22 protein-coding genes are annotated in these 24,388 nt (G+C 55.5%); 12 read left to right on the forward strand and 10 right to left on the reverse strand.

Annotated features, from left to right (window positions below; translation table 11 throughout):
• Both ACEYDX_RS00520 and ACEYDX_RS00525 read right to left on the reverse strand, forming a co-directional pair.
• On the reverse strand, nucleotides 1–249 hold a 249-nt coding region (locus ACEYDX_RS00520; RefSeq protein ID WP_373740089.1), incomplete at its 3' end, for an IS630 transposase-related protein.
• Nucleotides 250–390: 141 nt separating this feature from the next.
• Nucleotides 391–771 carry a hypothetical protein gene (locus ACEYDX_RS00525; RefSeq protein ID WP_373740090.1) on the reverse strand — a complete coding sequence of 127 codons (381 nt, stop codon included), beginning with the start codon at nucleotides 769–771 and terminating at the stop codon, nucleotides 391–393.
• Between the two features lie 28 nt (nucleotides 772–799).
• On the opposite strand from ACEYDX_RS00525, the gene ACEYDX_RS00530 reads away from it, so the two are divergent.
• From ACEYDX_RS00530 to ACEYDX_RS00550, 5 genes are all read left to right on the forward strand, one after another.
• Nucleotides 800–3,382: a TonB-dependent siderophore receptor gene (locus ACEYDX_RS00530; RefSeq protein WP_373740137.1), complete on the forward strand. Its 2,583-nt coding sequence runs from the start codon at nucleotides 800–802 to the stop codon at nucleotides 3,380–3,382.
• A gap of 416 nt (nucleotides 3,383–3,798) precedes the next feature.
• Entirely contained in the window at nucleotides 3,799–4,728 is a 930-nt protein-coding gene (locus tag ACEYDX_RS00535) for a factor H binding protein domain-containing protein (protein ID WP_373740091.1), read from the forward strand.
• 148 nt (nucleotides 4,729–4,876) lie between these two features.
• Nucleotides 4,877–6,385: a surface lipoprotein assembly modifier gene (locus ACEYDX_RS00540; protein ID WP_373740092.1), complete on the forward strand. Its 1,509-nt coding sequence runs from the start codon at nucleotides 4,877–4,879 to the stop codon at nucleotides 6,383–6,385.
• 211 nt (nucleotides 6,386–6,596) lie between these two features.
• The gene (gene tkt / locus ACEYDX_RS00545; RefSeq protein WP_373740093.1) at nucleotides 6,597–8,576 is read left to right on the forward strand and encodes a transketolase; all 1,980 of its coding nucleotides are present in this window, start codon (nucleotides 6,597–6,599) and stop codon (nucleotides 8,574–8,576) included.
• Nucleotides 8,577–9,114: 538 nt separating this feature from the next.
• Nucleotides 9,115–9,819 (forward strand): hypothetical protein, encoded by a 705-nt coding sequence (locus tag ACEYDX_RS00550; RefSeq protein WP_373740094.1) that lies wholly within the window; start codon nucleotides 9,115–9,117, stop codon nucleotides 9,817–9,819.
• An 820-nt stretch (nucleotides 9,820–10,639) separates the two neighbouring features.
• Here ACEYDX_RS00550 and trxB read toward each other — a convergent pair.
• The 4 genes from trxB to ACEYDX_RS00570 all read right to left on the reverse strand — a co-directional run bounded on the left by trxB (nucleotide 10,640) and on the right by ACEYDX_RS00570 (nucleotide 13,841).
• Nucleotides 10,640–11,587: a thioredoxin-disulfide reductase gene (trxB, locus tag ACEYDX_RS00555; RefSeq protein ID WP_373740095.1), complete on the reverse strand. Its 948-nt coding sequence runs from the start codon at nucleotides 11,585–11,587 to the stop codon at nucleotides 10,640–10,642.
• A 113-nt stretch (nucleotides 11,588–11,700) separates the two neighbouring features.
• Nucleotides 11,701–12,282: a hypothetical protein gene (locus tag ACEYDX_RS00560; RefSeq protein WP_373740096.1), complete on the reverse strand. Its 582-nt coding sequence runs from the start codon at nucleotides 12,280–12,282 to the stop codon at nucleotides 11,701–11,703.
• Between the two features lie 268 nt (nucleotides 12,283–12,550).
• On the reverse strand, nucleotides 12,551–13,270 hold the full coding sequence (locus tag ACEYDX_RS00565) for an SIMPL domain-containing protein (RefSeq protein ID WP_373740097.1): 720 nt from the start codon (nucleotides 13,268–13,270) through the stop codon (nucleotides 12,551–12,553).
• A gap of 136 nt (nucleotides 13,271–13,406) precedes the next feature.
• Nucleotides 13,407–13,841, reverse strand: a complete 435-nt coding sequence (locus tag ACEYDX_RS00570) for a hypothetical protein (protein WP_373740098.1) — start codon at nucleotides 13,839–13,841, stop codon at nucleotides 13,407–13,409.
• Nucleotides 13,842–14,005: 164 nt separating this feature from the next.
• On the opposite strand from ACEYDX_RS00570, the gene ACEYDX_RS00575 reads away from it, so the two are divergent.
• The 6 genes from ACEYDX_RS00575 to pdxJ all read left to right on the forward strand — a co-directional run bounded on the left by ACEYDX_RS00575 (nucleotide 14,006) and on the right by pdxJ (nucleotide 18,006).
• Nucleotides 14,006–14,224 carry a YdcH family protein gene (locus tag ACEYDX_RS00575; protein WP_373740099.1) on the forward strand — a complete coding sequence of 73 codons (219 nt, stop codon included), beginning with the start codon at nucleotides 14,006–14,008 and terminating at the stop codon, nucleotides 14,222–14,224.
• Nucleotides 14,225–14,344: 120 nt separating this feature from the next.
• Nucleotides 14,345–14,971 (forward strand): uracil phosphoribosyltransferase, encoded by a 627-nt coding sequence (gene upp / locus ACEYDX_RS00580; protein ID WP_373740100.1) that lies wholly within the window; start codon nucleotides 14,345–14,347, stop codon nucleotides 14,969–14,971.
• 93 nt (nucleotides 14,972–15,064) lie between these two features.
• Nucleotides 15,065–15,379: a hypothetical protein gene (locus tag ACEYDX_RS00585; protein ID WP_373740101.1), complete on the forward strand. Its 315-nt coding sequence runs from the start codon at nucleotides 15,065–15,067 to the stop codon at nucleotides 15,377–15,379.
• A gap of 266 nt (nucleotides 15,380–15,645) precedes the next feature.
• Nucleotides 15,646–15,963 carry a DUF2322 family protein gene (locus tag ACEYDX_RS00590; RefSeq protein ID WP_373740102.1) on the forward strand — a complete coding sequence of 106 codons (318 nt, stop codon included), beginning with the start codon at nucleotides 15,646–15,648 and terminating at the stop codon, nucleotides 15,961–15,963.
• Nucleotides 15,964–16,092: 129 nt separating this feature from the next.
• Nucleotides 16,093–16,833, forward strand: a complete 741-nt coding sequence (recO, locus tag ACEYDX_RS00595) for a DNA repair protein RecO (RefSeq protein ID WP_373740103.1) — start codon at nucleotides 16,093–16,095, stop codon at nucleotides 16,831–16,833.
• 444 nt (nucleotides 16,834–17,277) lie between these two features.
• Nucleotides 17,278–18,006, forward strand: coding sequence for a pyridoxine 5'-phosphate synthase (pdxJ, locus tag ACEYDX_RS00600; protein ID WP_373740104.1), 729 nt, complete (start codon nucleotides 17,278–17,280; stop codon nucleotides 18,004–18,006).
• A gap of 79 nt (nucleotides 18,007–18,085) precedes the next feature.
• Here the strand turns inward: pdxJ and ACEYDX_RS00605 are convergent, their stop codons facing one another.
• From ACEYDX_RS00605 to ACEYDX_RS00620, 4 genes are all read right to left on the reverse strand, one after another.
• Nucleotides 18,086–19,651, reverse strand: a complete 1,566-nt coding sequence (locus tag ACEYDX_RS00605; RefSeq protein ID WP_373740105.1) for a SulP family inorganic anion transporter — start codon at nucleotides 19,649–19,651, stop codon at nucleotides 18,086–18,088.
• A gap of 81 nt (nucleotides 19,652–19,732) precedes the next feature.
• Nucleotides 19,733–20,413, reverse strand: coding sequence for a carbonic anhydrase (locus ACEYDX_RS00610; RefSeq protein WP_373740106.1), 681 nt, complete (start codon nucleotides 20,411–20,413; stop codon nucleotides 19,733–19,735).
• A 223-nt stretch (nucleotides 20,414–20,636) separates the two neighbouring features.
• Nucleotides 20,637–20,996: a hypothetical protein gene (locus tag ACEYDX_RS00615; RefSeq protein WP_373740107.1), complete on the reverse strand. Its 360-nt coding sequence runs from the start codon at nucleotides 20,994–20,996 to the stop codon at nucleotides 20,637–20,639.
• Between the two features lie 52 nt (nucleotides 20,997–21,048).
• Nucleotides 21,049–21,834, reverse strand: a complete 786-nt coding sequence (locus tag ACEYDX_RS00620) for a DsbC family protein (protein WP_373740108.1) — start codon at nucleotides 21,832–21,834, stop codon at nucleotides 21,049–21,051.
• 192 nt (nucleotides 21,835–22,026) lie between these two features.
• Here ACEYDX_RS00620 and ACEYDX_RS00625 point away from each other — a divergent pair, with 192 nt between their 5' ends.
• Complete coding sequence (locus tag ACEYDX_RS00625) at nucleotides 22,027–24,297, forward strand: primosomal protein N' (protein WP_373740109.1); 2,271 nt, start codon at nucleotides 22,027–22,029, stop codon at nucleotides 24,295–24,297.
• Nucleotides 24,298–24,388: the final 91 nt, after the last annotated feature.

Genomic DNA, 24,388 nt, shown 5'->3' on the forward strand with positions numbered 1-24,388 from the left:
GGAACAGCCAAAGCGTTGCGCTCTTTCATGGCAATAGGCATCAGGATAACGCTCAACATCTTCGAGCAGTGCCCGGGCGCTGATTTTGCGGGTTTTCCGTTGTTTTGGCGGGACTTGGGGAACCGGCGGGCGTCTCCAAAGCGTGATGGTGGAGATGGCGATGCCGAATTCTTTTGCGGCTCTACGAATCGTCCATCCTTGACGGAGTTTTTTGAGCACGAGTTGTTTGAAGTCTTGTGAATAGGCCATGGTGGAATTGTGTCGAATAATATGTTTATTTGCTATAAAAACCCTGAAGTGCAGACTTCAGGGTTTTTGCCGTTTAAACCATCTCTGTGTTTTTTATTTTCAAGCTTATTATATTTAACACAAAACAATCTTGTTTCTGATTTATTGGTTAATTATAATAATTCTTAATTGGTATTGATGAATATCAAAACAAATTTTCAAAAAAGAAGTTTTCAAAAAAGCAGTTGCCAAGCTGCCGATTTCCGAACCACTGCCCGTTATTTCAACAAAGCCGCATTCAGACGGCCTTTCCAAGCAGCTTCTTATGCTGCGTCTACGTTCGGGCTTACTTTTCCCTACGCAACCTTTATGCCTGCATCTTGCTTTGTCAGGCGGTTTTGCCGTATTTCGGGAAAACCTGCGGGCGATTTTCGGAGATCGGAATATGAATCCCACCAGCCACAAACTTACCGCCATTGCCGCCGGTATTGCCCTTGCTTTAAGCAGCAACCCGATTGCCGCTGAAACTTGGGAACCGGCCAAAACCGACAGCCGTGTCGAATTGGGTACGGTGGAAGTGAAAGGCCGCCGAGTCAACGCCCCGAAAGACAGCGGCAACAACTACACCGTGCGCGGCAGCAAGCAGGCGGCCAAGCTGGATTTGGAGCTGAAAGAAACGCCGCAGAGCATCAGCGTGATTACCCAGCAGCAGATGCAGGACCAAGGCTTGCAGGATGTGCAGCAGATTATGGAAGAAACCCCGGGCGTAACCGTGTTGCAGGATTCGCTTACCGGCATGGGCGATGCCACCTATTATTCGCGCGGTTTCGAAATCCAAAACTATCAGGTAGACGGCGTGATGGGCAACGCCAATATTCTCGGCGGCCGTCAGTTTGTGGGCATGCAGGACAGCTTTCTTTACGACCGCGCCGAAGTGGTACGCGGTTCGACGGGCTTAACCACGGGCACCGGCGACCCTGCCGCCAGCGTGAACTTTATCCGCAAACGCCCGCTGGCCGAAAGCAAAGGCGAGCTGAATCTGAAATACGGTTCATGGGCGAGCCGCCGCGTGGAGCTTGACCACAACCAAGTGCTGAACAAAAGCGGCACCCTGCGCGGCCGCATCGTCGGCACATTCAGCACGGGCAACAGCTTTCTTGACAGGGTAAAGCGCAACGGCCACACCTACGCCGCTTCATTGGAATGGCAGCCCACCGAAAAAGACACGGTTACGGTAGGCTTCAGCAACCAATACCGCCATACCAAAGGTGCGCCGAAGCGGGGGGTGGCAAGGCATGCGACTGTAACCAAAACAATTGATTCTACTATTTGGAAGCCTGCTTCTTATTGGTGTGAAAATCCGATTCCTGGTACAGATTGTGAAGAATATTCTTATATGCGTCCTACACCTGATGGTGGTTATATTTGGGGAGATTCGGAACAAAAAACTTACCATACCGTTACTATGCCGCGAAATTTTAATAATGCTGCACAATGGGCATATCTACAGGCTAGAACCCGTAACTTCTTTCTTGATTGGCAGCATCGCTTCAATAATCATTTGAATGTAAATGCCGCGTATAGCCAAACCAATTCCAGTCTCGATCATCTTTATGCCGATATAGGCAGCAATGGTTATTTTCCACAGCCCGAAGTGGATGGGGCTACATTTGATTTCGGCCGCAATAAGGAACGCCAGCGTACGCAGGCTTTCGATCTTAATTTTGATGGCCGTTTCAAATTGTTTGGCCAAGATCAACAGATTATCATCGGCTACAACGATATACGTTCCAAAACGAAGATATATGCTTACGATGATTATTATTCCTCTGATTTTGGGGGGGGGAGTTTTTCTCTCGATTGCCGACCTACTTTAGATTATATTGATTACTCTGGTGAAAACGGCCCATTTGATCCGGTAACAGGTGCTATCAACTGGGTAAAGGGCGAAGACAATAAAAGTTATTTCTATCAATGTGTTCCCCCCAGTATGTTTAACAACGGCGATATTCCGCGCACTGTCAATAATCCTGCATGGACTTTGCCGATTTCTTACGGCGGACGTTTGGTGGGCGAAAGTGTAAATCGTCATTCTTACCAGCGCGGCCCTTATTTTGCGATGAAGCTCAAACCTGCCTCATGGCTTACCGTGATTGCAGGTGGCCGTTGGGCACACTATTTGGCTTATAAGAACGGTTGGAGTAAAACATGGGCGAAAGGTAATCAATTGAAAGACTATTTGTTGCTGGATGATGTTCCTAATAATTCTTTCCCAACAATCGATAACAATGGTTTCCGCTCGTCAGAAGGCCGTCTGAAAAAATTCGTTCCCTACGGTGGCCTGATTTTTCAACTCAATAAAAACATCAATGCATATGCCAGCTACACCGGTATCCTGCGCGACAATGATGTAGTCAAACTCTATCCGCACAACTACCGCAAAGGTGGCGGCTGGATGCCGCCTTTGGAAGGCAATTCCAAAGAATTCGGTTTGAAAGGCGCATTTTATAAAGGCCGTCTGAATGCCGCCGTATCTTATTTCCATATGAAACAGAAAAATTACCCCTCGCTAGAACCTACGGGTTTGCGTTGTGATAAATGGCTGCCTAACGGCGAGTGTGGTGATGATCGCGGCGGCGATGTCGAATTTAGTCCTGTGGGTGGCTACACCAGTAAGGGTTGGGATATCAACCTTGCAGGGCAGCTTACTCCGAAATGGCGTATCAGTGCAGGTTATGTCAACCAGAAAATGATTCAGCCCTTTCCTGATAAGATGAGTTACAATGACCGTGGAGATAATTTAAATCTGGATTTTCAAGGCACCTACACCGCCCCGCGCCACAGCTTTAAGCTGTTTACCAGCTACGACTTTACTCCCAAATTCACTGCTGGTATTGGTGTACGTTGGAGTAGCCGTATCAAACCGAAACCTTTTGTAACAGGTCCGGATGGTTACGTTTTAGACAAGTCGGCAGTATATCACCAACCCTCGTTTGCCGTATGGCATGCGATGGCGCGCTGGAACTTCCGCAAAAACGCCAGCCTGGGCGTGAGCGTGAACAACCTGTTCGACAAAAAATATTGGAGCAACGACAGGGGCAATTTCTACGGCGCACCGAGAAATGCGACCGTGAATTTGAAGATGAAATGGTAAGGCCGTCTGAAATCGAAAGGGGAATCTGCCCTATTTGAAGCCCCGCTATTTCTGTGCATAACGGGAATAGTGGGATAGAGATTTTGAAATAATTATTTTTGAGAATTATCTTGACAATAATTCTTAATTATAGTTATTATTATGTATAAAAATAAACCTGATAAAATCATGCAGGTCGTAAAAATATTGCTTAGATAAAATTTCAACCCTGCATGAATGCAAACGGACACACGCTCTCACAATACCGCCAAAGCGGTAACTCACTACACAAACTCCGCTGTCGAACAAAACATCTGCCTGTTTGCAGGCAAAAAAATTTGGCCTACCGCCCGCCTTTCCAAAACTGAGCGGTAAGCCAAATGTAAAGACGGTGCATCCTTGATGCACTTTAACTAAAACGTATTGGAGTTTACCCTATGAAAACCAAATCCAAATTTGCCGTTGCGGCAATCGCCTTGTTTGTTTCCCAAGCTGCGTTGGCTGTGAATTGGAATGTCGATTTGAACAGCAAATCCCCAATCGACAATAAAAACGACGACCAGTATTTCGGATCGTTTACTTACGGTGGTCAAACTTATGGTCCGAAAACCGCAATAGCGGGTGAGAATAAGCGGAAAGTTACCCGTACCACGGTTAATTTGGCCATTTTTAAAGAAGGCCAGCTTTACAACCCGCCGCAAGCGAATCCGCAGAACAACGACAAAACCAAATTGGGCAATAACGGTTCGGCAGGTGTCAATACTAATGTTACCTACCGAATTTACCGTCAGAAGCATTCCGGCCTGATTGCCAATGTAACCAAAGACCGTAACAACGATACCGCCTACAAAAACCGCAATTTCGTGAAACACATTGTCGGCGACAGCACCAAGCTGGCGGCTTTACCTGCATCGGGTATCTACAAATATAAAGGCACGGCGTTTACCAATTTCCCCAAAGGTCATTTCAATTATCAAATTGATACGGCTAAGAAAGTCGGCCACGGCAGCTTTACGCTGCAAAGTATCTTGGTGCCGGGGGCTTGGCTCAAAACCAAAGACAATAAATTCTTAGATATTGCTGCAACACTACATACCGGTAAGATTACAGCTCAAAAAGACGGTACTTTGGGCGTGAGAAACGGAAATGTAACCGTAAATGGTGTTGCGGGTGCAAGCTTCAAAAATGTTGCGGATGCAAAAAAAGCTTATGCGGCTGTTGTGGCTAACCACAAAACTGCCAATTACGGCAGAGTCAACCCCAAATACAACATCAATCTCTATGGCCCGAAAGCCGAAGAAGTGGCGGGTTGGGTAAACGGTATGCCTGACCGCATCGGCGGCGTGGCGATTATCGGCAAACGTTAAGCCGTTATCACATGAGCGGGTTGCCTGTGCAATCCGCTTTTTTCTTAAGGCAGGCGGATTTTTTCAGACGGCCTGTTGCTGCGTCAGGCATCGGATGCCGTCTGAAAACAGCCTGCGCCTTGCCACCAATTATTCAGGTTACTTTCCCATGTATTCCAAACTATTCACCGCGCTGCTGGCCGGAGCAGCGTGTCAGGCTGCGTTCGCCGCACCGCCGGATTCTCCCCTGAAAGCCGCGCCTGTGCCCGAGCAGGATTTTGTTTTTCCGAACCGGTTCGATACGGAACGGCAGCAGCTGCTTGAGCGTAATTCGGAGCTGCGCAAAAAAACCGCCAAGCCGGACGACGAAAACGCGCCGCTGCCCGAGATGGGCGATGCGGATTTGAAAAACAATCTGGAACTCACCCACCACATTATCAACACCGCAATGATACGCGAAGATTGGCCGACCCTGCAACGGATTATGGCCTTTTACCGCGAAATTCCCAATCACGACCCGACGATGTACGATTTCGTGCAGGGCGCGCTGCTGCGTTCGCAGGGGAAACACGGCAAAGCGGTCAAGCTGTACCGCAATATGCTGGAAAAACAGCCCGACTTGAGTTATGTGCGGCTGGATTACGCGGGAATGTTGTTTGAAAACCGCGCTTACCGCGATGCCAGAAAACAGTTTGAGCGGGTGAAAAAAGAAGACATCGAACCGGAAGCGGCGGCTCAGGCCGAAGGCTATCTGATGGCGATTCGGGAAATGAACCCCTTGCAGGTAAAAATCCGTGCAGGCTGGCAATACAGCAATAATGTCAACAATGCCACGTCCAACGATTATTTCCTGTGGCCGTTTATGGAAGACGACGACAACGTCTATTATGACATCCTGCCGCGCGAAGTAACCAGCATGCCGCGCAGCGGCCACGGTTACAGCTACGGCGCGGAAGTGCAGAAAGACTTCAACATCAAAGGCAGCCACAATCTGAGTGCGGGCTTCAATGCAGACGGCGTGCATTACCCTTCTTCGCAGAGCGACAACGAATTCGGGCTGTCGTTAAACCCGGGCTACAAATTCCAAAACATCGACACCACGTTTGAAATCAACCCGATTATCCGCGCCGATTGGCAGGGCAACCGCCTTTACAGCCGCAATCTGGGTGCGAATGTCGCCGTCAGCCGTTGGATTTCGCCGAAAACGCAGCTTGCCGCATCCTATTTCGGCATCAAGAAAAAATACCACGACGAATCCTACGCAGGCTACGACAGCATCACGCACGGCGCCTCGACCACCGCGTTCCGCGCGCTCACCGACAAACTGTTCGCTTACGGCAGCGCAGGCTGGCAGAACGAAAAAACCGAAGACAGCGAAGAAACGTCCAACCGCCGCAGCGCAGGGCTGGGCATGGTTTATCAGGCCGACAACGGCATAGGCGTCCGCACCGATGCGCGTTTCGTCCACCGCCGCTTCAAAAATCCCGCATCGCTCTATGCCGGAGTCCGCCGCCGCGACAGGGAAATGTATTTCGACGTTTCGGTTTGGAAAGACAAATGGCTGCCCGGCGGCATCACGCCCAAGCTGGAATTCGGCTACACGAAAGTGAAAAGCAACATTTACGCCTTCCCGAGAGACAAAAAGCAGATTGCGGTAACGTTTGAAAAAGCGTTTTGACTCACGGATAAGGCCGTCTGAAAACCGTTCTGAACCAAGCAGGGCGGGTACGGCTTGTTTTTCAGACGGCCTTGAAACGGTTTGGGACGGGTGGCTTGGTCAGGCCGTCTGAAAACCCGCCGCCGTAAAATCCAAGCCTTCCTTGTATCCGCTCCTGAATCAGGCGATAATCGGGCGGTTATCCGACGACTCACACAAAAAGGTATCCGTTATGGCTTCACAACTGGCAAACGCCATCCGTTTCCTCTCCGCCGACGCGGTTCAAAAAGCGAATTCCGGCCACCCGGGCGCGCCGATGGGCATGGCCGAAATGGCCGAGGTGTTGTGGACGAAATTCCTCAACCACAACCCCGCCAACCCGAAATTCTACAACCGCGACCGTTTCGTGCTGTCGAACGGCCATGCATCGATGCTGATTTACAGCCTGCTGCACCTTACCGGCTACAACGTTTCCATCGACGACCTGAAAAACTTCCGCCAGCTGCACAGCAAAACCCCCGGCCATCCCGAATACGGCTACACCGACGGCGTGGAAACCACCACCGGCCCGTTGGGGCAGGGCATCGCCAACGCGGTGGGCATGGCCTTGGCCGAAAAAATCCTCGCCGCCGAGTTCAATAAAGACGGCCTGAACATCGTCGACCACCACACCTACGTTTTCATGGGCGACGGCTGCATGATGGAAGGCGTGGCGCAGGAAGCCTGCTCGCTGGCCGGCACGCTGGGTTTGGGCAAGCTGGTGGTGCTTTACGACGACAACAATATTTCCATCGACGGCAAAGTGGACGGCTGGTTTACCGAAAACGTGCCGATGCGCTTCGAAGCGATGGGCTGGCATGTGGTGCCGAACGTCAACGGCCACGACACCGCCGCGATTCAGACGGCCATCGAAGCGGCCAAAGCCGAAACGGGCAAACCCTCGCTTATCTGCTGCAAAACCTTAATCGGCAAAGGCGCGGCCAATAAAGAAGGCAGCCACAAAACCCACGGCGCGCCTTTGGGCGAAGACGAAATCGAAGCCACCCGCAAGCATTTGGGTTGGAATTACGGCGCGTTCGAAATCCCGCAGGAAATCTACGACGCGTGGAGCGCGAAAGAAAAAGGCGCGAAACTCGAAGCCGAATGGAATGCGCTGTTCGCACAATATCAAGCCAAATTCCCGGGCGAAGCCGCCGAATTCGTACGCCGCATGGACAAAAAGCTGCCTGAAAACTTCGATACCTACGTTCAGACGGCCTTGAAAGAAGTGTGCGCCAAAGCCGAAAAAATCGCCACCCGCAAAGCCAGCCAGAACAGCATCGAAATTCTCGCCAAAGTGCTGCCCGAATTCGTGGGCGGTTCGGCCGACCTCACGCCGTCGAACCTGACCGACTGGTCGGACAGCAAAACCGTTACCCGCGAAAACGGCGGCAACTACATCAGCTACGGCGTGCGCGAATTCGGCATGGGCGCCATCATGAACGGCATGTCGCTGCACGGCGGCGTGCGTCCGTTCGGCGCAACCTTCCTGATGTTCAGCGAATACGAGCGCAACGCCCTGCGCATGGCCGCGCTGATGAAAACCAACCCGATATTCGTGTTTACGCACGACTCCATCGGCCTCGGCGAAGACGGCCCCACCCACCAGCCCGTCGAACAAACCGCCACCCTGCGCCTGATTCCCAATATGGACGTATGGCGCCCGTGCGACACCGCCGAAAGCCTGGTGGCCTGGGCGGAAGCCGTGAAAGCCGCCGACCGGCCGTCCACCCTGATTTTCAGTCGCCAAAACCTGCCGTTCGTGCCGCGCAGCGGCGAGCAGCTTGAAAACATCAAACGCGGCGGCTACGTCGTGAGCGCGGCGGATAAGGCGCAGGCCGTGATTATCGCCACCGGCTCCGAAGTCGAGCTGGCGTTGAACGCGCAAAAAGCCTTGGCCGAACAAGGTATTGCCGTGAACGTGGTATCAATGCCGTCCACCAACGTGTTCGACCGCCAAGATGCCGCCTACAAAGCCGCCGTGCTGCCCGATGGCCTGCCGCGCGTGGCCGTGGAGGCGGGCGTGTCCGACGGCTGGTACAAATACGTCGGTTTGCAGGGAAAAGTGGTCGGCCTCGACCGCTTCGGCGAATCCGCTCCCGCCGAAGAGCTGTTCAAAGCGTTCGGCTTTACCGTGGAAAATGTGGCGGCTGCGGTGAAAGCGGTTTTGTAAATCCGAACGGATTGTGATGCAGGGCCGTCTGAAATTCAGACGGCCTTCTGATTTTTCGGATGCGGGTATTGAAAGGGCATCCGTCGGAAATCCATTCTGAATCTTGACGCACCCGCATACAGCCTTTTCCGTGCCGCCGTGCAATTATCTGTACCGTCAGGGCGGGGCGGCTTGCTATAATCCGCACCGGAATGCGGTGCCGTCTGAAAAAAACAGGCCGTCTGCGCCGAAGCATTTCAGACGGCGTTACGGTTCCGAACCGGACGATACAAGGCAGCATCGGGCATCACAGCGGGGAGAAACCGCCGTGATGTTTGGGAAGGCGGGAAATCCGGTTTTAACCGCAAAAACTTTTTCATTCGTGTGCCGGTGAAAATGAACGATGGATTCCGCCCGCGCGGGAATGACGGTTGGGAACGGTGCCGCACGAACCGACACGCCGTGCAAAGCCGCCGACACACCCGCACAACACAAACCGACACGCCGTACAAATACAATCAAAACAAATTGGGAGCAAACCATGTCCGTTAACCGGGATATGAAAAAAACAAGAATACTGTTCACATCTTTTCTGGTAGCGTTTGCCGCAACGGCGGCATTTCTGCCCGTCGGACGCTATTTCTATTTCATCGCCGCCGCCGTGGCCGTGCAGCTGCTGTATTTGTGGCAGGTGTTCGACTTGCAAGACAGCGATCCCGTTCGCCGTCTGAAAATCAGCCTGTGCGTGATGGTCGGCGCGGCTGCGGCGGTTACGCTGCTCGCCGCGTTTGAAACATGGCAGGACAACCGTTACAACGGCTACCAAGTGCCTTACGAATCGCTGCGCACCGCCAGCGGGCTGATACCCGAAAAACCCGAAGGCAAACGGCTGCCCCTGATGCGGGACAACGGCGGAATGCTGCTGCTCAGCTGTTCGGCCAATGCCGATTCCCCCTGCGAAAAAGTGTATGCCTATTCGGGCAAAAACGCCGATGTGCGCTACCAGCCTGCCGAATCGGTGCTGCTGCGCGACGTGGTTTATGAAATCCGCGTCGACGGCAAAGCGGTTTATTCTTATCAGGAACAGTCGGCGCACGTTGCCAAACCCGTTCGGGAAACCCGTTTTGCATTGATGCTGACGCTGCTGCTGTATCTGCCGGCAACGGTTTGGTTCGCCGTCCGCTACCGTGCGGCGGCACGTCTGACCACAGCCGTAAAAGGCGGGAACACCGCGCTTGGGATGTCGCTGCGGCAACGGTTGTGAGTGTCGGCATTTTTATGGAAAAGGCCGTCTGAAAACTTTTCAGACGGCCTTTATTTGGGAACAGGCTTAGGAGCGAACAGGTTATCCGGTTTGAATTAAGGACAAAAGAAGCGGTTTCAGACGGCCTTAATGTTTGGTTTAAGTTGGGGTTGGTACAGACATTCGGACGGCAGGATTACCGTAGGTACGGTTAGCCGCCCCAAGCGGCGTAACCGTACGCAAAACGGAACGGCCGTCTGAAAATTGCCGTCCGTCAGGCAGGTTCATCCAGCCATGGCGGTGATAAAGGCCGTCTGAAAAGTTTTTTCAGACGGCTTTAATGTTAGGTTTGGGTTAGACGCGGGTACGGTCATTAGGACGGCAGGATTACCGTAGGTACGGTTAGCCGCCCCAAGCGGCGTAACCGTACGCAGGACGGAACGGCCGTCTGAAAATTACCGTCCGTCAGGCAGGTTCATCCAGCCATGGCGGTAATAAGGCCGTCTGAAAAGTTTTTTCAGACGGCCTTAATGTTAGGTTTGGGTTAGGCGCGGGTACGGTCATTAGGACAGCAGGATTACCGTAGGTACGGTTAGCCGCCCTAAGCGGCGTAACCGTACGGAAGCAGGGCGAAGGGTGTAAGTCGCTGCAAACCGTACATCAACACTGTAACCATGCCGTCTGAAAAACGGTTTTTGGGCATCTGGTTATGCTGCGTACAGTTACGCCGCTTAGGGCGGCTAACCGTACTTACGTTTTTTATTACAGCAAGCAAATGCCGTCTGAAAATTTGTTTCAGACGGCATTTGCTGTTTTACGAACGGCGGTTAGGCGGGGCGGTTCAGCTTTGTTTGTCCAGCCAGCGTTCGGCGTCCAGCGCGGCTTGGCAGCCCGATGCCGCGCTGGTAATCGCTTGGCGGTAGGTGTGGTCTTTCACGTCGCCTGCCGCCCAAACGCCTTCGATGTTGGTGGCGCCGACGTTGTCGCCGCTGCCGCCTTTGGTTTTCAGGTAGCCGGTTTCGTCCATGTCGAGCTGGCCTTTGAACAGGTCGGTGTTCGGTTTGTGGCCGATGGCGATGAACACGCCGTTCACGGCGATTTCTTCGGCGGAGCCGTCGTTGTTTTTCAGGCGTGCGCCGATTACGCCGCTGTCGTCGCCGAGGATTTCGTCGAGTACGGCATTGGTTTTCAGGATGATTTTGCCTTCGGCCACGCGCTGCATGAGTTTGTCGACCATGATTTTTTCGGCGCGGAAGGTGTCGCGGCGGTGGATCAGGGTAACGGTTTGGGCGATGTTGGCCAGATACAGGGCTTCTTCGACGGCGGTGTTGCCGCCGCCGACCACGGCTACGGCTTGGTTTTTATAGAAAAAGCCGTCGCAGGTGGCGCAGGCAGATACGCCTTTGCCCGAGAATTTTTCTTCGGAGGGCAGGCCGAGGTATTTGGCGGATGCGCCGGTGGCGACAATCAGCGCGTCGCAGGTGTATTCGCCCATGTCGCCGATGAGTTTGAACGGGCGGCTTTGCAGTTCGGCGGTGTGGATTTGGTCGAACACGATTTCTGTGCCGAAGCGTTCGGCGTGGGCGAGAAAGCGCGCCATCAGTTCGGGACCCTGTACGCCGTCGGCATCGGCGGGCCAGTTGTCCACTTCGGTGGTGGTCATCAGCTGGCCGCCCTGCTGGATGCCGGTGATGATGACGGGGTTGAGGTTGGCGCGGGCGGCGTACACGGCGGCGGTGTAGCCTGCAGGGCCGGAACCGAGGATGATGAGTTTGTGGTGTTTGTTCATGATGTTTCCTTAAGATGCGTTTTCAGACGGCCTGCCTGCGGTAAGGCCGTCTGAAAAACGATTGCGGATGTCGTTTGTCCAAACGATGTATGGACACGGAAAACCGCGGAGCGTCAGCGTCGGCGGCCGAAACCGCGGGAGGGGCGGTAGTTGGACGGCGAGCGGGTGGTTTGGCGGTATTGCTGCTGGCGCGCGTTTTGCTGCTGCTGTGCGCGCTGCTGGGCGGGAACGCTGCGGGTGTTCAGCTGCTGGCTGGTGCGGGCGTTCGGGCGGGCCGATTGGAAATAGTTGGTGCGGGCGCGCTGGGCAACCGGGCTGTTTTGGTTTTTGGCCTGCATGAATTTGCTGGACAAGGCGTTGCCGATAAACGCGCCAGCCGCCGCACCGACCAGACTTTGCAGCAGCCAGCTTCCCGTGGATTGGTCGTAAATGTACTGCTGGCCGTCGGTGCCGGTTACGGGCTGGCCGTTGCCGTTGTTGGCCAGGGCATCGGCGGGAATGGTGTCTTTCACCGCGCTGGCGGCGAGCTGGTAAACGGTGTTGTCGGCAGGCTGCCCGCCGTTTTGCTGGGCAAGCTGCTGTTGCAGCGCTTCAATCTGTTTCTGCTGCTGTTCGATTTGGGCTTGGGTGTTGTCTTTACAGGCGGCCAGCGCGAAGGCGGACAGAGCGGTAAGGGCAATCAGTTTGCTGTTCATTGGGTGTCCATGTGGGTGGTTGGGAAAAGGTTTCAGACGGCCTGACGGTGCGGGCCGCCGGAACGGTGTTTAATATGGCGGACAAGCGGCGGATTTTCAACCGTTTTATAGGGTATCGTGCCGTTTTTTCGGACAAAGCCGTGGCGCGGATGGGCCGGTTCGGCGTGAGTCTGCGGTAGCGGCAGGTCTCAGCCGAATATCGGTCGTCACGCCGCATCCGCCCGAAAAAATGATGGCAGGCAAACGGCAATCAGGCGCGTTGTCCGCATCAAAGCTGGATGCTGCCCTGCACGGTGATGCTGACTTCTTCCGTGCCCGGCTGTGTGGTCTCGGGGGTGGGTACGTCTGCCGCTTTGGCAAGGGAGGCGACTTCTGCCGCTGCTGCTGCGCTGCGCATGCGTGCAGCGGCGGGCTGGGTGGTGTTGTGGCCGATATGGCCGAAATTCAGGCGCACGATTTTATAACCCTTTTTACCGAGTTCGGCGGCCAAAACGTCGGCTCGCTGGCGGAAGCGGCGCAGGGCGGTTTTGCTGACTTCGTCAACGGCGGCCTGACGCTGCTGTTGGGAAATGGAAAACGACATGTTTTCAAGGGAGGCATCGCGGGTGCTGTCGGCAATCAGGCGGTTGAGCGCTTCAAAATCGCGGCTTTCGATTTGCAGCGTGGCACTTTCTTCCCAGCCGTTTTTGATGTCTTTGCCGTTTTTGTATTCGTAGCGCGGCGAGGCGTTGCGGTAGAGCAGTTCGGTTTTGAAACCCGCCTGCTGCGCACGTTTGCTGACGCTGTCGTATTTGCGGACGAATTCGCGGCTGACGTCTTCGCGTTTTTTGCCTTCGGCGAAGATGCGCATCTGCACGGTCATGGTGTCGCGCTTGATTTCGACGCCTGCGGTTTCGGCAAACTCGATGACGTTGTAGTTGAGCCGTTCGGCATGAGCAAAGGGCAGGACGGTGCAGAGTAGGGCGGCGGCAAGGGTTTTTCGGTTCATGGGGAAATCCGTTTACGGTGGTTGGGGGAAATGGGGCGATTATACCGCCAAACGGCATAAAGGCCGTCTGAAAAGTATTTTTCAGACGGCCTGCGGTTTGGGGAACAGTGTTACCGGCCATGCCCTCTTTGGCTGTTTATTTCAACCAGTCTTCCTGCCGCATATGGAAGTCGATGCTTTCAATCAGTTTTTCCAAATCGTATTCGGCTTTCGACGCGCGCAGGCTGTCGGCAAGGCTTTGCAGCGACAGCATCAGCAGCCGCTGCTGTTCCAGTGCGCGGGCTTCGTCGCTGAAGATTTTGACGTTGTCGGGCAGCTCGAACGGGATGCCGGTGCCGTCGGCGGGAACAAACGGCTCGGGCCGCAGCAGTCCTGCGGGCACGGGCAGGGCGGAACAATAGCTGCCGTCGTTGACCGGCATCCATGTGCCGCGGCTTTCGTGCAGCATAAAGCGGCCTTCCAGTCCGAACAGGTGGTTGAAGCGTTTCATCGTTTCCAAGGCGTTTCCGGCGCAGGCCGTGTAATGCCGCCCGCCGTTGCCGTGCAGGCGCGTGATCCAATTGCGGTTCAACGGATTGTATGCCCGTGCGGACGGTGCGTCCAGCCGCCTTTGCCGCAGCAAAAATTAAGGTTTCTCAGAAACTGCGGGTTTGTTATAATCAAGCTGTGTTAAAAATCAGCGCAGCAATGCAAAATTACTGCAATTTCAACCCGCCAAAACGAGAGGAAAACCAAATGTTTCCGGAATACCGCGATTTAATTTCCAAACTGAAACAAGAAGATGCGCACTTCGCCCGCCTGTTCGACAAGCACAACGAGCTTGACGACAAAATTACCGGCCTGGAAAACAACCCCGTTACCAGCGGCTTGGCCGAAATCGAAGAGCTGAAAAAAGAAAAACTGCATCTGAAAGACGAGCTGTACACCATTCTGCGTAAAGCTTCGGCCGAATAAGCATCCGGTTTGCCGCACGTCAAAGGCCGTCTGAAAATCTGTTTCAGACGGCCTTTTCCCGCATCTGCGGACACCGTATAATTCAGGCCGTCCGAGAGCCGAAAAAACAGGGAAACCGACATGAACCTTACCGTTATCGACCATCCGCTCGTCAAGCACAAACTCACGCTGATGCGCGAAGCGGATTGCAGCACCTACAAATTCCGCACCCTGACCACCGAACTCGCCCGCCTGATGGCCTATGAGGCCAGCCGCGATTTCGAAACCGAAAAATACCTGATAGACGGCTGGTGCGGCCAAATCGAAGGCGACCGCATCAAGGGCAAAACGCTGACCGTCGTCCCGATTCTGCGTGCCGGTTTGGGCATGCTCGACGGCGTGCTCGACCTGATTCCCACCGCGAAAATCAGCGTTGTGGGTTTGCAGCGCGACGAAGAAACGCTCAAGCCCGTTTCCTATTTCGAAAAATTCGTCGACAGCATGGAAGAGCGCCCCGCGCTGATTATCGACCCCATGCTTGCCACCGGCGGTTCGATGGTTGCGACCATCGATTTGCTGAAAGCAAAAGGCTGCCGCAGTATCAAGGCGTTGGTGCTTGTTGCCGCACCCGAAGGCGTGAAAGTAGTGAACGACGCGCATCCTGACGTTACCGTCTATGCTGCCGCGCTCGACAGCCATCTCAACGAACACGGCTATATCATTCCGGGTTTGGGTGATGCGGGTGACAAGATTTTCGGTACGAAGTAACCCTGCCAGCCGTTTGGCCGGAAGGCCGTCTGAAACCCGCCGTTTGCCGACCGTTTTTTCAGACGGTTTTTGCGGGTACACAGGAAAGAAACGATGAATATCCCGTCCAAAGCCCTTATCCCTGCCGTTTTGCTGCTGGCCTTGTCCGCTGTGCCGCCCGCCCACGCGCGCGGCCATAAAAGTACACCGTTGGCGTTTGAAGAACTGCCGCCCGTTTGCCAAAAATATTTCAAGCGCGCCGAAGCCTGCTACGCCAAAGCAGGGGAAAAAGCATCGCTTTATCATGCCGGCAATACCAAAATGCTGTACCAGTCGCTGCCCGCCGCCACGCCGCAACAGCGCACGGAAATGTGTGCCATTGCTGCCGCATCGTTTACAGACAAAGCCAAGGCTTTGAAGTGCGAATAGCGTAAAAATCCCTGAGGCCGTCTGAAAACGCAGGGCTGCCGCTGCGCCGCCGGACGTAAGGGCGGTTCAAACAAACGGTGCGGGTTGTCCAATCAAGCCGCCTGTTTTTTCAGACGGCCTGTATGGTCTTGCGGAAATGGCCGGATGCCGCCGTGCAGAAGTTCCGCCTTTGCCGCGTTTCGGCCGCACCCGTTTTCCGGGCTAAGTCCGGATAATCATACGGCCTGCTTCTCCCCACCACCCGATACACACAGAAAGAACACATCATGAGTTTCCAAGACAATCTTGCCGCCATGCCCGACGTGGCCCATTTGAGCGGCCTGAACGTGCGTAACGCCCAAGGCGAAACGCTGCACCACATCCCCGCCGTTCAGGGCAAGCTCGGCTCGCTCAAACTCTACAACGCATTGGCCGCCGAATTCGGCGGAAAGCTCGATGCACGCGCCGCCGAACGCGGTTTGCTGCTGTTTGCCGAACACGTTGCCGATGCCGAGGCGAATCCGGGCAAACATCCGAACATCGACCTGCTGTTCAAAGTGAAAAACGAAGGGCTGGAACTCCTGCTCGAGCCTGTCGAGGCATAAGGACAGGGCACATCGGGAAGCCGTTGTGCCGTTTATCGGGCAGCCGTTCCGCGCCGTACCGTTCGGGATGCGGCGGGCAGAAAGGCCGTCTGAAACCGTTTCGGCAGCCCGCACCCTCGTTCATAAATCATGACTGCACACGCACACCGCATCAACCACCAGCCCGCCTTCCTGCTGACCGCCGCTCCGTGGCGCGAAAGCAGCCTGTGGCTGGAAATGTTCAGCCGCGACCACGGTCGCGTTGCCCTGCTTGCCCGCAGCGCGCGCAAACGCCAGAGCGAACTGCGCGGCGTGCTGGTGCCGTGTGTTCCTGTCAGCGCGTCGTGGTACGGCAGCGGCGAACTTAAAACCCTGCACCGCGCCGAATGGTTGGGCGGTTGGCCGCAGCCGCAGGGCAGGGCACTGTTCAGCGCGTTGTATGCCAACGAACTCGTGTTGAAGCTCACCGCCCGCGAAGACCCGCATCCTGCGCTTTACGATGCGCTGCATAAGCTGATGCGCGCCATTGCCGTTTCAGACGGCCATACCGCCGATTTGCGCCTGTTTGAATGGGCATTGCTGACCGAACTGGGCTTTGCGCCCGACTTGCGGTACGACGGCAGCGGCAATCCGATTGCCGCCGGCAGGCAGTATTGGCTGCGCCCCGAACACGCCGCCGAACCGCTCGATACCGCCGTTCTGCGTCCCGACAGCCACGGCATCGCCGTCAGCGGCGAAACGCTCGTGCAGTTGCGCGAAGCACATTTTACCGAACCTGCCGCTTTGCAGCAGGCCTTGCGGCTGAACCGGATGCTGCTCGATTTCCTGCTGCCCGAAGGCATCAAGTCGCGGCAGGTGTTGCAGCAGATGCAGGCGTTTCAAGGGATATGAACTGCTGTTGCGGGGAATTGCACGGCATGAAGACCGTCTGAAAATATATGGCGGCAGACGGTCTGACGGGAAAATAGAAACGTGCCAAGGGCGCACCGTCAGACAGGCCGCCGCTGCATTGCTCTGTTTGGCAGGCTATCCCAAACTTTTTTCAGACGGCCTTGTCCTGCGGCAGGCCGTCTGAAAACCACCGTAACAAACACAGCCGATCATGACTAAAGACTGTGTTCGGATATTGTGCTGATACTTGGTTTTTCGCCGTTTCCGCGCAGGGAATCCATCTTTAGATAGTTGCAAGGATAGTTACAAGACCTTGTTTAAAAAAGATACTGGATTTCGGGTTTTGGATTCCCGCCTGAGTGGGAACGACGGAAGTTTAGGCGAATCCGTCTTGCCAATATGCTGTGTTTAATCGGAAAACAGTCTAATCAAAAGGAACAAAAAATGCTTTTAGGCGTAAACATCGACCACGTTGCCACCCTGCGCAATGCGCGCGGCACGGCGTATCCCAGCCCGCTTGAAGCGGCCATGATTGCCGAAACCCACGGCGCCGACCTGATTACCCTGCATCTGCGCGAAGACCGCCGCCACATCAAAGACGCCGATGTGTTCGCCATCCGTCAGGCGGTGCGCACACGGATGAACCTTGAAATGGCGCTGACCGAAGAAATGTTGGCCAATGCCTTGGAGGTGATGCCGCACGATGTCTGCATTGTGCCCGAGCGGCGCGAAGAGGTAACCACCGAAGGCGGCTTGGACGTGCTTGCGCAGCAGAACAAAATCGCCGACTACACCCGCATCCTGACCGAAGCGGGTATCCGCGTTTCGCTCTTTATCGATGCCGAAGAAGCGCAAATCCAAGCCGCCCGTGATGTGGGTGCGCCCGTTATCGAAATCCACACGGGCGCGTATGCCGATGCGGAAACCCACGCCGCCCGCCAAGCCCAACTGCGCCGCATCGAAGAAGGCGCGTATTTCGCCAACGATTTGGGCTTGACCGTGAACGCGGGCCACGGCCTGACCATACATAATGTAACCCCGATCGCCCAAATCCTGTCCATCCGCGAACTCAACATCGGCCATTCCCTGATGGCGCAGGCCATATTCCTGGGACTGCCCGAAGCCATCCGCCAGATGAAGCAGGTGATGTATCAGGCACGCACTTTGGCGTGATGTGCGGCAAACAAAAAACAAGGCCGTCTGAAAACTTTTCAGACGGCCTTGTTTTTCGGCATTTGGCCGTATTCCGTGTTCAGACCGCTCCGCGGTGGCGGATGTGTACATGGCTGCCGCGCGTGGTGTGGCCTTCGTGGTCGTAATTGTCTTTGAAGCCTTTCAGGATGACTTCGATATTGTTTTCTTTGGCATAGATGTTGGCGAAGTCTTCGACCAGTTCCAATACGTCGATGGCGATGTAGGTGGAACGTTCGGCGTTGATGATTACGGTGGAGTCGGGACGGATGTTTTTCAGCGTTTTCTTAATCGCCGCTTTGTTGAGAAACGACACTTCCTCCGATAAAGCCAGCTCCACCACTTTGGCATCGGCCAACTGTTCGCGGCTGAGATAGTAGGCGCGTTTCATGTTGCCCTGAAGGATGAACAGGATACTGATGGCCAAGCCAAGACCCACGCCTTTGAGCAGGTCGAGTGCGACGACGGCGGCAAGCGTGGCGGCAAAGGGAATGAACTGGTAAACGCCTTTGTGCCAGAAGTGCATGATGGTGGCCGGTTTGGCCAGTTTGTAGCCCACCAGAATCAGCACGGCGGCGAGCGTGGCCAGCGGAATCATGTTCAGCACCACCGGAATCGCCAACACGCACACCAACAGCAGGATGCCGTGGATGACCGCAGCGGTTTTATGGGTTGCGCCCGCATTGGCGTTGGCGGAAGAGCGCACCACGACCGACGTAATCGGCAGGCCGCCCATCAGTCCGCTGACGATGTTGCCCAAGCCTTGGGCGCGCAATTCGCGGTTGGTGTCGGTAATGCGGCGACGAACGTCGAGACGGTCGGCCGCTTCGATGCTGAGCAGGGTTTCAATCGAAGCGACCACTGCCATGGTAATGCCCGTTATCCACACCAGGCTGTTGCCGAAACCCGAAAAATCGGGCAGGGTCAGCATGCCTTGGATTTCGCTCCAGTTGTCCGGTACGGGAAGCTGCACCAATTGGCTTGTAGGAATTTCCAGGCTGCTGCCCGAAGCCTTGAACCATGCGTTCAGACCGATGCCGGCGGCCACGGCAATCAGCGCGGCGGGCAGCATTTTGATTCTTTTCAACGCAGGTACCGCATCCCAACCCAGCAGAATCGCGACGGATACGACGGTAACGACCATCGAGCCGGTATGGACGCTGCCGAGCATGGCGGAAAATTCGTCGATGCCCTTGCTGCTGCCCAGCGCATAGGGGAGCTGTTTGGTGATGATGATGATGCCGATGCCCGCCAGCATGCCTTCAATTACGGCGGTGGGGATGTATTCGGCAATACTGCCCGCACGCAGGAAGCCCAATACAAGCTGGATCGCGCCCGAAATCAATACCGAACACAGAAACAGCTCGAACGCGCCGAGCTGCGTAACCGCCGCCAAAACAATCGCCGCCAAACCTGCGGCAGGGCCGGAAACGCTGATGTGCGACGTGCTGAATGTGCCGATGACGATGCCGCCGACCACGCCGGCGATGATGCCCGAAAGCGGCGGTGCGCCGGAAGCCAGTGCGATGCCCAGGCAAAGCGGCAACGCCACCAGAAACACCACCAAACCGGCGGCGAAGTTTGATTTTAACAGCGCGGAAAAGGGCTGCTTTTTCATTGCATTCATTTTTTGTTATCCGAATCTTGTATGTGTGTGTATGTAGGTGTGCTTGTGTGCTGCAGACGGTCATGCCGTTCGCAGCGGGGGTCAACATTCAGGCAGGGGCTTTTTCGCGTTGACCACCCATTCGTTGTCGGTAACGTCGTAGATTTTATGGATGTCTCCGGCCAGCGAAGTCAGATCCAGATGCAGATCTTTCAGACGGCCTGTATGCAGGTCGAACACCCAGCCGTGCACGATCGGGTAATGGTCTTCGCGGAAACGTTCCTGCACGCAGGGCATCTTGATGACGTTCAGGCATTGTTCCTGAATGTTCAGCTCGACCAAACGGTCGTAACGCACCTTATCGTCGGCGATGGCATCCAATTCTTCCTGATGGATGCGGTACACATCGCGGATGCCGCGCAGCCACGGGTTCATCATGCCGAAATCCTGCGGACGCATCGCAGCCTGCACGCCGCCGCAGTGGTAGTGGCCGCACACGATGATGTGTTTGACTTTCAGATGGGTAACGGCATATTCGATGGCGGAGGTTACATTCATATCGATGCCGTTGACCTGATTGGCCACATTGCGGTGCACAAACACCATGCCCGGGTCGAGGCCCATCAACTCCTCGGCAGTAACGCGGCTGTCTGAGCAGCCGATGTAGAGATATTCGGGCGTTTGTTCTTTGGCCAACCTGCCGAAATATTCGGGGTCTTGCCGCTGTTTCTGGCTCACCCATTTTTCATTGTTTTCAAAGATGAATTGGTATGAATCGTCCATGATTTGGATCCTTTTTGATGTGTGTGTTGTTAAAATGTGTGTAGCAGCGATAGTTTCTTGGGAAACTATGGTGACTAAAAAGCGCGCATTTTAACGGCTGTAATTCAAATAAAAATCTAAAAAAAATAAAAAAACTAAAAAATGTGAAAAAACATTCTAACCCTTTCGGAATAAAAAGCTGCATTTCCAATCGGCACCGATACTTAGGTTTTTTGCATTGTTTTCATGATTTAAAAATATTTGATGTTGCCGTTTCCATGCCGGACGGCGTATCCGGTAAAACGGTTTTTCCGCCGCCGCCGTTTCTGCGCAAGCGGGAATCTGTGCGTATGGTAAGGCGGCTTTGTTGCAGGATTTTTACGCCGCCGTTTCCGTTCGGGAAAAATCCGCATCCGCCTTTGCACTTTGCTGCATACCGACAAAACGGGTTTCTCTGATTGCCGTCGTTCCTGCGCAGGGGGGGGCATCCATGCTTGAAATCCGCTGTTTTTTGAACAAATGCTTGTGAATGCCGCAACCGGATTCCCGTTTGCGCAGAAACGGCGAAAAACCAAGTATCAACACAACATCCGACCCGCTGCAAAAGAATAAGGCCGTCTGAAAATTTTTCAGACGGCCTGCGGTATGGCGGAACCTTATTTCTGGTTTTTCTCGATGATTTCCTTCAACTGCGGCATCGGGCTGTAACCGCTTTGTATGCGACCGTTGGGGAATATGATGGCGGGTGTGCCTTGGAAGCCGAGCTGTTCGCCCAAAGACGTGGTTTCGGCCACGGGGTTGTCGCATTGGGCCGAACCTGCGGGCATTTTGCCTTCGCGCATCCAGTCCGTCCACGCTTTGGTGCGGTTGGGCTGACACCAAATCAGCTCGGCTTTGCGCGCCGCATCGGGGTGGATGCTGACCAGCGGCATCATGAAATTGTAGATGGTGATGTCGGTCATTTTGGCGAACTCGTGCTCCAAGCGTTTGCAGAAGGGGCAGTCGGGGTCGGAGAACACGGCTACTTTCAGTTTGCCGTTGCCGCGCACTTCCTTGATGGCTTTGTCCAGCGGCAGGGTGTTGAAATCGACCTTGTTTAGTTCGGCCTTGCGCTCTTCGGTGATGCTCTTGCGCTGTTTGATGTCGAGCAGTTCGCCCATAATCATGTATTGGGCTTTGGCGTCAGTGTAGATGACTTCGTTGCCGCTGACGACCACTTCGTACAGGCCGTTGAGCGGTGTGGTGTTGACGCTCTGCACTTTGAGATTCTGATCGGCATAGGCTTTTTCCAGCTCGGCGGTAATGGTTTTGGCCACATCGCCGCCTGCAGCCTGTGCGGAAGACGCGGGTTTGGCCGCACTGCCGTTGGCGGTGGTTTGGCCGCAGGCCATCAGCGCGAGTACGGCCAGCGGGATTAAGGTATTGCGTAACTTGTGTTTCATCGGTTTCCTTGGATGTGTCTTTAAAATTCAAAGCCGTGATTGTAGCAAACATCGGGATAGTGCGAACCGTTATTTCGTCTCACGGATCAGGCGTTTCGGCTACCGTAACCGCCGTTGCGCCGGCAAGTGGTGGGGTTGGAAGGCCGTCTGAAAAGCCGATTTTCAGACGGCCTTTGCGGTAGAATACGAACCATGATTTACCATACCGTCGCCCTTAATACGCCGCTTTCAGACGGCCTGCTCACTTACGCCCACCCCGATGCGCTGCCTGCGGGGACACGGGTGGCCGTGCCGTTCCGCAATAAACCGGTGGTGGGCGTGGTGTGGGCCAACGCCGTGACACCCGACATCGATGAATCGAAAATCCTGCCCGTTCAGACGGCCTTTACCGGCGAGCCGCCGCTGCCCGAAAGCTGGCGGGCGCTGCTTGATTTTGTGTCGCGCTATTACCACTATCCGCTCGGTCAGGCGGTGTCCGCCGCGCTGCCTTTGGGTTTGAAAGAACCGAAAACGGCCGCCGTTCCGCAGCCGCCGCTGCTGTTCCGGTTGAACGGGGCGGGCAAAACGCAGGAACCGCCGCCGGAGCGGTTTCACAAAAAATATGCGCTGTGGCAGGCGCTGGCGGTTTCAGACGGCCTGACGCTGCCGGCCTTGAAAGCGGTGAACACGCAGGCGGCGAAACTGTTGGACGAATGGACGGCGGAGGGTTGGATTGAAACCCGAACGGCAGGTTGTGTTGCGGAAAACGAAGCGCGGCGGGCCGAAAGCGGCGGACAACCTGTGCCGGCGTCGGACAGGCCGTCTGAAACGCAAAACGGATCGCCGTCGTCCCTTCCTGCCGTGCAGCCTGCTGCAAACATGCTGAACGATGAACAGCGGGCTGCGTCGGAACAGATTCAGACGGCCTTCGGTACGTTTCAAACGTTCTTGCTGTACGGCATCACGGGCAGCGGCAAAACCGAAGTCTATTTCGACGCGATGGCGGAAGTGTTGGCGCAGGGGCGGCAGGTGCTGTTTCTGCTGCCCGAAATCAACCTGACGCCGCAGCTTTTGAAACGGGTGGAGGCGCGGTTTGCAGGCGTGCCGACGGCGGTGCTGCACAGCAAAACGGCGGCGGGCAAACGAACACAGGATTATCTGCGTGCGATGCTGGGGCAGGCGAAGCTGGTCATCGGCACGCGGCTGGCGGTGTTTACGCCGCTGCCCGATGCGGGCCTGATTGTGGTGGACGAGGAACACGATACGTCGTTCAAGCAGGACAGCGAGCTGCGCTACCATGCGCGTGATTTGGCGGTGTGGCGGGCGAAACAGGCGGGCTGCCCGATTGTGCTCGGCAGCGCCACGCCGAGTTTGGAAAGCTGGCACAAGGCGCAGACGGGCGCGTACCGTTTGCTGGAGCTGACCCGCCGCGCCCACGCCGCTGCGCAGCCGCCGCAGGTGGAAATCCTGAACGTAGGCCGTCTGAAACTGGACAACGGCTTTTCGCCGCAGGCCCTGCAACTGCTGAAGAAGAATTACGAACAGGGCGGCATGTCGCTGGTTTATCTCAACCGCCGCGGCTTTGCGCCCGCGCTGTTTTGCGGCGACTGCGGCCATACGTTCGGCTGCCCGCGCTGTTCCGCCAAAATGGTGCTGCACCGGCGTGTGCGCCAACTGCGCTGCCACCATTGCGATTTCAGACGGCCTGTGCCGTTCAAATGCCCCGACTGCGGCAATCAGGATCTGACCGCCGTCGGGCAGGGAACGCAGCGCGTGGAAGAAACGCTGCTCGAGCTGCTGCCGCAGGCGAAAGTGGTTCGGGTGGATCGCGACAGCACGTCGAATAAAAACGATTGGGCGGATTTGTACGGCCGCATCGCGGAAAACGGCATTGATGTTTTGGTCGGCACGCAGATGCTGGCCAAAGGACATGACTTTGCGCGGCTGAGTCTGGTGATTGTGCTGAACGCCGACGGCAGTCTGTACAGCAGCGATTTCCGTGCGCCGGAACGTTTGTTTGCCGAGCTGATGCAGGTGTCGGGCAGGGCGGGGCGTGCGGAACGCGCGGGCAGGGTGCTGATTCAGACCCAGCTTCCCGACCATCCCGTGTTCGCCGCCGTGAAGGCGCAAAACTACCGCCTGTTTGCCGACCGCGAGCTGGCCGAACGGCAGATGTTCGCCATGCCGCCCTGCGGTTTTCAGACGGCCGTCCGTGCCGACGCGCCCGAAATGCAGGCCGCGGCGGATTTTCTCAACGGCGTCAAAACCGCCGTCGAACCGCTGCTGCCCGAGAGCGTGTCGGCGTTCGGTGCCGTGCCGATGCTGATGGCGCGGCTGGCGGAACGCGAGCGCGCGCAGGTGTTTCTGGAAAGCGCGTCGCGCAAAGACCTGCACCGCGCCGTCAGCCTGTGGGTGCAGGTGCTGAAGCAGAATAAAGATGCGAAAATCCGCTGGAGCGTGGATGTGGATCCGGCGGAAATGTGAACCGTCAGGCCGTCTGAAAACGCCGCCGCCCGTTTTCAGACGGCCTTAACGCTTCTATCCTGCGGGTGAATCCCGTATCATCACCGCCGTC

The sequence above is a fragment of the Neisseria sp. genome (genome assembly GCF_041804105.1).
Taxonomy (GTDB): Bacteria; Pseudomonadota; Gammaproteobacteria; order Burkholderiales; family Neisseriaceae; genus Neisseria.

Bases quoted from the DNA above. Each gene is read 5' to 3' on its own strand.
- ACEYDX_RS00565 (WP_373740097.1), bottom strand. From the start codon at position 13,270: ATGAACCGAAAAACCCTTGCCGCCGCCCTACTCTGCACCGTCCTGCCC.
- tkt (WP_373740093.1), top strand. From the start codon at position 6,597: ATGGCTTCACAACTGGCAAACGCCATCCGTTTCCTCTCCGCCGACGCG.
- ACEYDX_RS00620 (WP_373740108.1), bottom strand. From the start codon at position 21,834: ATGAAACACAAGTTACGCAATACCTTAATCCCGCTGGCCGTACTCGCG.
- ACEYDX_RS00605 (WP_373740105.1), bottom strand. From the start codon at position 19,651: ATGAATGCAATGAAAAAGCAGCCCTTTTCCGCGCTGTTAAAATCAAAC.
- ACEYDX_RS00560 (WP_373740096.1), bottom strand. From the start codon at position 12,282: ATGAACAGCAAACTGATTGCCCTTACCGCTCTGTCCGCCTTCGCGCTG.
- ACEYDX_RS00625 (WP_373740109.1), top strand. From the start codon at position 22,027: ATGATTTACCATACCGTCGCCCTTAATACGCCGCTTTCAGACGGCCTG.
- pdxJ (WP_373740104.1), top strand. From the start codon at position 17,278: ATGCTTTTAGGCGTAAACATCGACCACGTTGCCACCCTGCGCAATGCG.
- ACEYDX_RS00585 (WP_373740101.1), top strand. From the start codon at position 15,065: ATGAATATCCCGTCCAAAGCCCTTATCCCTGCCGTTTTGCTGCTGGCC.
- ACEYDX_RS00540 (WP_373740092.1), top strand. From the start codon at position 4,877: ATGTATTCCAAACTATTCACCGCGCTGCTGGCCGGAGCAGCGTGTCAG.
- ACEYDX_RS00535 (WP_373740091.1), top strand. From the start codon at position 3,799: ATGAAAACCAAATCCAAATTTGCCGTTGCGGCAATCGCCTTGTTTGTT.
- recO (WP_373740103.1), top strand. From the start codon at position 16,093: ATGACTGCACACGCACACCGCATCAACCACCAGCCCGCCTTCCTGCTG.
- ACEYDX_RS00610 (WP_373740106.1), bottom strand. From the start codon at position 20,413: ATGGACGATTCATACCAATTCATCTTTGAAAACAATGAAAAATGGGTG.
- ACEYDX_RS00550 (WP_373740094.1), top strand. From the start codon at position 9,115: ATGAAAAAAACAAGAATACTGTTCACATCTTTTCTGGTAGCGTTTGCC.
- ACEYDX_RS00575 (WP_373740099.1), top strand. From the start codon at position 14,006: ATGTTTCCGGAATACCGCGATTTAATTTCCAAACTGAAACAAGAAGAT.
- upp (WP_373740100.1), top strand. From the start codon at position 14,345: ATGAACCTTACCGTTATCGACCATCCGCTCGTCAAGCACAAACTCACG.
- trxB (WP_373740095.1), bottom strand. From the start codon at position 11,587: ATGAACAAACACCACAAACTCATCATCCTCGGTTCCGGCCCTGCAGGC.
- ACEYDX_RS00590 (WP_373740102.1), top strand. From the start codon at position 15,646: ATGAGTTTCCAAGACAATCTTGCCGCCATGCCCGACGTGGCCCATTTG.